Origin of the sequence: Streptococcus sp. (assembly GCF_030528045.1) — a bacterium.
Taxonomy (GTDB): Bacteria; Bacillota; Bacilli; order Lactobacillales; family Streptococcaceae; genus Streptococcus.
On sequence record NZ_JAUMZR010000059.1, the window covers coordinates 1 to 7,769 of the forward strand.

The 7,769-nt window shown below is 38.6% G+C and carries 6 protein-coding genes and 1 pseudogene; 3 read left to right on the forward strand and 4 right to left on the reverse strand.

The features are described from left to right. Nucleotides 1-140 precede the first annotated feature (140 nt). Nucleotides 141-620 (reverse strand): DsrE family protein, encoded by a 480-nt coding sequence (locus tag Q4A91_RS08955; protein WP_303214130.1) that lies wholly within the window; start codon nt 618-620, stop codon nt 141-143. Nucleotides 621-814: 194 nt separating this feature from the next. After that, nucleotides 815-1,154, reverse strand: a pseudogene (locus tag Q4A91_RS08960) (transposase family protein); the annotation flags it as partial. 285 nt (nt 1,155-1,439) lie between these two features. Here Q4A91_RS08960 and Q4A91_RS09360 point away from each other — a divergent pair. After that, nucleotides 1,440-1,745 (forward strand): helix-turn-helix domain-containing protein, encoded by a 306-nt coding sequence (locus Q4A91_RS09360; RefSeq protein WP_368389539.1) that lies wholly within the window; start codon nt 1,440-1,442, stop codon nt 1,743-1,745. Between the two features lie 4 nt (nt 1,746-1,749). Continuing rightward, nucleotides 1,750-2,199, forward strand: coding sequence for an IS30 family transposase (locus tag Q4A91_RS08965; protein ID WP_303214137.1), 450 nt, complete (start codon nt 1,750-1,752; stop codon nt 2,197-2,199). Nucleotides 2,200-2,263: 64 nt separating this feature from the next. Here the strand turns inward: Q4A91_RS08965 and Q4A91_RS08970 are convergent, their stop codons facing one another. Both Q4A91_RS08970 and Q4A91_RS08975 read right to left on the reverse strand, forming a co-directional pair. Further along, on the reverse strand, nt 2,264-4,231 hold the full coding sequence (locus Q4A91_RS08970) for a peptide ABC transporter substrate-binding protein (protein WP_303214132.1): 1,968 nt from the start codon (nt 4,229-4,231) through the stop codon (nt 2,264-2,266). Between the two features lie 169 nt (nt 4,232-4,400). Beyond that, nucleotides 4,401-6,011: an alpha-glucosidase gene (locus tag Q4A91_RS08975; RefSeq protein ID WP_303214134.1), complete on the reverse strand. Its 1,611-nt coding sequence runs from the start codon at nt 6,009-6,011 to the stop codon at nt 4,401-4,403. A gap of 152 nt (nt 6,012-6,163) precedes the next feature. Between Q4A91_RS08975 and Q4A91_RS08980 the strand changes: the two genes are divergently transcribed. Further along, a complete protein-coding gene (locus tag Q4A91_RS08980; protein WP_303214136.1) occupies nt 6,164-7,648 on the forward strand; it encodes a DUF1846 domain-containing protein in 1,485 nt (494 codons plus the stop codon). The last annotated feature ends 121 nt before the right edge of the window (nt 7,649-7,769 follow it).

Here is a 7,769-nt window from a genome sequence, read left to right on the forward strand (position 1 = left end):
TTTTTAGTCTATTATCTCATTTTTGGAGCATTTAGTGAGTTTTTAGAGGTGCCCTTATAGATAATCCCAATTTGTCATATGTTTAGCTTAATTTGACAAATTGGGATTTAAAAATTTTCTTATTCACTATCAAATTATTTTTAAGGTAATTGAATATATCCTTTTTGTTCAAGTATCAATAAATCTGTTAAAGCTGATAAACTAAATAATGAAAATTCATTAAGATTATCTTCGTCTAAACCTAACTGAGCTATTGATTGACCACAAACATAAATTTTAACACCGTTTTCGTAAAGTTTTTTTTCAACATCTAAATTAGGATTATCAATTCCATATAATTTATTATATAATTTATTATTTAAAGAAATGTCTGTTCCTTTACCACTTACAACAATTGCTACTTTAATTTTGTCTTTATCAACACCACTAACACTTAAAATATTCATTAATAATGAAACATGTAACAAATGTTCATTCACTGTATTAGGATCTAAATTGTCTTCAATACTAAAAATAGCTTTATATTCTTTATCTTTATCTGGTTGTAAATAAGCATCTTTAAAATAAACAACTTCTCCATAACCACTTATGACTGGACTTTCAAATTTATCTTTACACATTATAAAATCTCCTTTTATTACTTTAATTATATATCATATTAAAAACTTTATCTTTTTATTGAATTCAATATCTTAATCGTTAATCAATTTAAGTTTTAAAATCAATACTAATACTTTTTACTAGACTTCCTGCGAATCCAATCTAGCCCTTCAAAATTAATAATGCCAGCAATAAGATTCATACGTAGCTCCAATCATTTCTTGCGATTTCGATACGTTGTCGAAATCATTTTAAACACTTTTACTTTTGCAAACACGCTCCGCACCTTAATACGGCGTGAAAACAAAACCTTGTTATAGCATTTGTCCTCCTGAGATAAGGGATGGAGTGTACTTGATTTTATGGGTGTTTTAGCTCGTGGATACAACTTCATTAATCCTTGATAGCCAATTGTCTGCTAAGATTTCACTTGCTTCAGACAAATCTCTGCGACTCTGTCTGAAGAGAGTCATATCACGGCTGTAATCTATCTGAATGTCTAAAAACAGAATCCGTCCCTCTGCTGTGACAATGGCCTGGGCTTTACTGGCATGAAAATTCATTTTAATTTATTGTCAAATTAATTTTTTTATCCCCCTTAATTTTTATTTAGCAGCTAAATTATAAACTTATGTATCCGTTTTCAAAATCGAATTACCAACCTATTTTACTTCAAAAAAATTCTTAAGTCAAGTATTAAACATATGGGCACCTCTAAAAACTTTAAAATTTTTTAAAACGCAAATTGCAAGTGCAAGTTAGCCACCCTAAGGGGATAAAAAACATCATGAAATGTTAGACTTGTAGTTGTGAAAAAAACAAAGTCGAAAGGTTTAATGATGCAAGATAATTATACCTCAAAAGGCCAGCATTTAACAGATTCAGAACGTCAACTTATTGTACGTTGGCATAATAAAGAAAAACTCAGTAACCGAGAAATGGCTTATTGTCTAGATAGAACACCTCAAACGATTCACAATGAGATACAAAGAAGAGACGTTCAACTTAAGTATAAGACAAAGTATCCAGCGAAAATTGCCCAAGAAAGATACAAGACCTTAAGGACAAACTCCAAAATTTGCACAAAGTTGACCACTCAATTGGGCGAACAAATCTCTAAAGTTGTGAAAAACAAACTCTCTTGAAGTCATTCATCAAGAAATCAAGTCGGTGGTTTATTTGCGTACACTCTATAATTGGATAGCCACGGGTGTTCTTTCTGTAGCATACCACTACCTGCTCTATCATCAGTATCGAAAGCTTAAAAAACAGCATATAACACAACCTAAACACATACTAGGTCTATCTATAGAGGAAGGTCCTGAAAGTATTAATGACCGTTCAGAATATGGACATTGGGAGATGGATACAGTAATTCTGACCAAAGAGAAGAGTGAGTGTCTCTTGACTCTGACAGAGCGAAAGACACGTTTAGAAATTATTCGGCTAATTCCTGATAAGACCACGCAATCTGTCAATCAAGCACTGAGAGAAATTGACTTCTCTGTTCTCTTAGAAGGTTTTAGTTATGCTTATGGCATAGATTGGTTAGAAGAGTTTTTCAACGAAAATCAAGATAAACTTAGAAAATATTATTGACATCAAATTAAAAGACGATTTCTATTTCGGAAGTCGCCTTTTTGGTATATTCTGTGTTTATAGATTATTTGACGTGTTTTTCAAGTTCTTTTTGGTATTTGGCATTTGTCTCGATTTTTTCTTGTTGCCATTTCTTGAAGGCTTCTTCGTATTCTTTTGTAGTCACAACATCATTTTGCAATTCCAAACCTTTGAACACAAATGGGTCTCCCTTGATTCCGACTTGAGAGTATGCTTTTGTGAACGGTACAGTACGGCTAACAGTTGGAGAACTACCTGAAGAAGCAACTGGGATCAAAAGCGAACTATCAGATACCCAAGCTTGCGCTTTAGCGTATTTTTCGTAACGCTTATTGAGGTCGCTTGTTTCAGCTGCGGCATCATCCAAGAGTTTCTTGTATTCGTCCAGTCCAACTTGAGCCATCACTTCCGGATCATTTCCTCGATTGATCCCCAAGTGTTTAAGGGCAGAACCCTTCTTAGCATCAAGAATGTTGAGGTAGGTAGCTGGGTCTTGATAGTCTGGTCCCCAACCAGTTCCGTTCAAGTCATAGTCTTTTTGGGATGGAACCTTGGCTTGAGACGTAATGCTCATTTTTTCATTATCGGTCATTTGAAGCACATCGACAATGACATTTTCAGTACCAAGTGATGATTCGATTGACTGCTTGAGTGAGTTGGTTTGTCGAACCGCGATTACATCTGTTTGTTCAACTGGGATATCCAAATGGATTGGGAAGGTAACCCCCTTGCCCTGCAATTCTTCCTTAGCTTTAGCAAAGGCTGTCTTAGCTTTTTCAGGACTGTAAATCGTATCCTTGCCATCTGTAAGGGCTACATCTTTCCACTGGTCTCCATATGAAACGAGCTCTGCCTGTGCCAACTCTCCAAAGGTTTTTTCACCCACTTGAACGTAGTCATGTGGCACTAGGCTGTTACGGATAATCTTATTCGCACCTTCTTCACCATTCAACTGAGCAGTGTAAGAATGACGATCAAGAGCAAAGTTCAGCGCCTGACGGAAGTTCTTGTTGAGAAGAGCTTCTTTCGTTGATGTTTTTTGAGCTTCGTCTGTTTTGGCTGTTTTATTGTAAGATTGGCGGTTTACGTTAACAGTGAGGTAGTAGCTAGTCGCTTCTTGTGGACTGTAAACAATCTTATCGCCGTACTCTTGTTTAGTTGACTCAAAATTTGAACTTGTCGGGAAGAGACGAGCTGTTGTATAAGCTCCTTGTGTAAAGCTACGAATCAAAGATTCTTGGTCTGATCCATCGTAGAAAGTTAGTTTAATATTGTCAATCTTGACATTATCCTTATCCCAGTAGTTTGGATTCTTTTCATATTCAATGACTGATTTTGAAGTCAATGATTTCAAGAAATAAGGACCATTGTATAGGATACCTGATGGGGTTGGTGCACCGTAGTCGCTCCCTTTAGAATTCAAAAATTCTTCATTAACTGGAAGCATGGTTGCAGTTGTGACCTTAGAGTTCCAGAAACTTTCTGGTTTGTTGAGCGTGTATTCTACTGTATAATCATCAACCGCCTTAACTCCTACGGTAGAGAAATCATTGCTCTCACCACTAACATACTCTGCCAAGCCTTTGATAGAATCCTGAATCAAAGAAAGACCATCTGATTTCCCGTCAGCAGCATGTTTAAGCCCAGTAACAAAGTCTTTGGCTTTAACTTCAGCGTATTCTTCTCCATCAGAAGTATACCATTTTACACCCTTACGAAGTTTGTAGGTGTAAGTCAAACCATCCTTTGAAACAGACCAGTCTTCTGCAAGTGATGGAATTAAGTTCCCATACTTGTCATTTTCCAAAAGACCATCAACAACGTTTGCTATAACGTCAGAGGTTGAGCTCTTGCTCGTCACACTATAGTCCAAAGAAGATGGATCCATAGCGTAGACATAAGAGAATGTTTTGGGAGCATCCGCTTTCTTTTCACTTTGCCCACAAGCAGTTAACAGTAGGGCTGCACTCAAAACAGCACCTGCTCCTAAGAGCCACTTTTTCGATTTCATAAGTAATCTCCTTAAAGATAGTGTTTTCACCATTATACCCTATTTTTTCATAAAAGCAAGGACTTTCGCCAGATTTTTTAGAAAATTCTAACAAATATTTTTTAAAGACTTTTCTATATATTTTTCAACAAAAGAACCCCAAGCATCAAAGGCTTGAGGTTCACTTATTTTAATCCGTTAGTTCCACACAGAAAGCATCCCATGGAGCCAAGGTTTGTTTTTCAACTGCTTCTTTAGCAGTAGTGTTTTCAATCAAGATTGACTTAATTTTTCCTTCTACTGAAAAGTTTTGTTTTTCATTGGACAAGTTAGCCACAACTAAGAAACGTCGGTCTCTATCTTTACGAATATAGGCAAAGACCTTATCAGCTGTATCAAGCAATTCAAAGTCAGCTCGAATCAGCCAACTATTCTCCTTACGGATTTCAACGAGTTTTTGATAAGTATAGAAAATAGAATCTGGATTTGCCAGAGCTTCTTGAACGTTGATTTTTTCGTAGTTTGGATTAACTGCCAACCAAGGTTGACCTGTTGAGAAACCAGCATTTTTACTCTCATCCCATTGCATCGGAGTACGGGCATTGTCACGACCGATGACACGGATACTGTCCATAATTTCTTCCATCCGAACGCCTTTTCCAAGAGCTTCACGCGCATAGTTGAGTGATTCTATATCCTCTACTTGATCCAGTGTTTCAAACGGATAATTGGTCATCCCAATCTCCTCACCTTGGTAGATATAGGGAGTCCCTCTCATGAGATGAAGCAAGATTGCAAAGGCTTTGGCAGATTTCTCACGGTATTCTTGGTCATTTCCCCAGATAGAGACGATGCGAGGGAGGTCATGGTTATTCCAAAAGAGGGAATTCCAGCCGTCCTCAACTCCCAACTCAGTCTGCCATTTGTTAAAAATCTCTTTTAACCTCCCTACATTTAACTCTTTTTGGTAGTGCCACTTAGGTTGCCCTTCCTGATACTGAAGACAGATGTGTTCAAACTGGAAGACCATAGACAATTCTTGTCCCTTGGGATCCGAGTAAAACTTGGCAATCTCTGGCGTTGCCCCCCATGTCTCTCCTACTGTCAAGAGATCTTTGTCGCCAAAGGTCGCCTGATTCATTTCCTTGAGATAGGGATGGAGCATAGGACCGTTATTGACCACTTTCTCATCAGGAATTTTTCCAATCATATCAATGACATCCATACGGAAACCACCAATACCTTTATCAATCCAAAAGTTCATCATCTCGTAAATTTTCTGGCGCAGTTTTTCATTCTCCCAGTTGAGATCCGGCTGTTTCTTACTGAAAAAGTGGAGATAGTATTGACCCGACTTTTCATCGTATTCCCAAGCAGACCCACTAAAGATAGACTCCAAATCATTGGGCTCATCCCGCCAGATATAGTAGTCTCGCTCAGGGCTATCAGGATTTTCACAGGCCTCAACAAACCAGGCGTGTTCATCCGAGGTATGATTGACTACCAAGTCCATGATAATTCGAATATCACGCTTCTTAGCTTCTGCGATGAGTTGCTCCATGTCCTCCATGGACCCGAAAATAGCTGCAATCGCTTGATAATCAGCAATATCGTAGCCATTATCATCCATCGGACTGTCATAAACAGGAGAAAGCCAAATAGCTGTAATCCCTAACTTAGCTAGATAGTCCAACTTACTAGTAATTCCTGGCAAATCACCAATTCCATCTCCATTGCTATCCATAAAGCTCTTGGGATATACTTGATAGACTACGGCATTGTGCCACCATTTTTCTTGCATCTGTTTACCTCATTATTTTAATAATCTATAGTCTATGATAGCGCTTTTTTAAACTTAGTGCAAGCGTTTGCCTAATCTTTTTGATTCCTTTTTTAGCTCCATAGTTTCCTAACTCCCAATTTTTTATTATAATAGAGGTCAGAGGTAAAAAAATGAAAAAACAAGCTTTTAGTTCTGAACAATATTTGAATCTACAACGCGACCACATTTTGGAGCGCATTAACCAATTTGACGGCAAGCTCTATTTGGAGTTTGGTGGCAAAATGTTGGAAGATTTCCACGCTGCTCGTGTCCTTCCTGGTTATGAGCCTGACAATAAAATCAAGCTCTTGCAAGAATTGAAAGAGCAGGTTGAAGTTGTGATCGCCATTAACGCAAGCAACATCGAACATTCTAAAGCGCGTGGTGACCTAGGCATTTCTTATGATCAAGAAGTTCTTCGTTTGATTGACAAATTCAATGAGCTGGGAATTTTTGTTGGTTCGGTTGTCATCACACAATACGCTGGACAACCGGCTGCAGATGCCTTCCGCAACCAGTTAGATAAAAACGGGATTGATTCCTATCTTCATTACCCAATCAAAGGATACCCGACGGATATGGACCACATCATTTCTCCAGAAGGTATGGGGAAAAACGACTACATCAAAACCAGTCGCAACTTGATTGTCGTAACGGCTCCTGGACCTGGTTCTGGAAAATTGGCCACTTGTATGTCAAACATGTACCACGACCAAATCAATGGTATCAAGTCTGGTTACGCTAAATTTGAAACCTTCCCAGTTTGGAATCTTCCCCTTCATCACCCAGTCAATTTGGCTTACGAGGCTGCAACCGCAGACCTTGATGATGTCAACATGATTGACCCCTTCCATCTTCAAACCTATGGAGAAACCACTGTCAACTACAACCGTGATATCGAAATTTTTCCAGTGCTCAAGCGCATGTTAGAGCGCATTCTCGGTGAATCTCCATACGCTTCACCAACAGACATGGGTGTCAACATGGTTGGTTTTGCTATTACTGATAATGAAGCTGCTGTCGAAGCTTCTAAACAAGAAATCATCCGTCGCTACTACCAGACTGTTCTTGATTTTAAAGCCGAAAAAGTCGGAGAAACTGCTGTCAAGAAGATTGAACTTCTCATGAACGACCTCGGTATCACACCTGCAGACCGTAAGGTTGCTGTTACTGCACGCCAAAAAGCAGAAGAAACTGGTGGCCCTGCCCTAGCTCTCGAATTGCCAAATGGGGAAATCGTAACTGGTAAAAACTCAGAGCTCTTTGGCCCTACAGCTGCTGCCTTGATCAACGCTATTAAGAAATCAGCTGACATCGCTAAGGAAGTGAAACTCATCGAGCCTGAAGTTGTCAAACCAATTCAAGGTCTTAAAATCAATCATCTCGGTAGTCGCAATCCTCGCCTCCACTCAAATGAAATCCTGATTGCACTTGCAATCACAGCTATGGAAAATCCTGACGCTGCGCGTGCCATGGAGGAACTTGGCAATCTCAAAGGAAGCGAAGCCCACTCAACCATCATTTTGACCGATGAAGACAAGAATGTCCTACGAAAATTGGGTATCAACGTAACCTTTGACCCATTCTACCAATACGATCGCTTGTATCGGAAATAAATAAACAAGGCTGGACAAAAACTCCATTTGAGAGAAAAATCCAGTAAATCTTTACATAATAAAAAAAAAGGCTCTATAATATCTGTAGTGGGTAAAAACCACTATGGAAATTATGGAGCTT

Excerpts from the sequence above, each read along its gene's own strand:
- Q4A91_RS08970 (WP_303214132.1), bottom strand. The coding sequence starts at position 4,231 with ATGAAATCGAAAAAGTGGCTCTTAGGAGCAGGTGCTGTTTTGAGTGCA.
- Q4A91_RS08975 (WP_303214134.1), bottom strand. The coding sequence starts at position 6,011 with ATGCAAGAAAAATGGTGGCACAATGCCGTAGTCTATCAAGTATATCCC.
- Q4A91_RS09360 (WP_368389539.1), top strand. The coding sequence starts at position 1,440 with ATGCAAGATAATTATACCTCAAAAGGCCAGCATTTAACAGATTCAGAA.
- Q4A91_RS08955 (WP_303214130.1), bottom strand. The coding sequence starts at position 620 with ATGTGTAAAGATAAATTTGAAAGTCCAGTCATAAGTGGTTATGGAGAA.
- Q4A91_RS08980 (WP_303214136.1), top strand. The coding sequence starts at position 6,164 with ATGAAAAAACAAGCTTTTAGTTCTGAACAATATTTGAATCTACAACGC.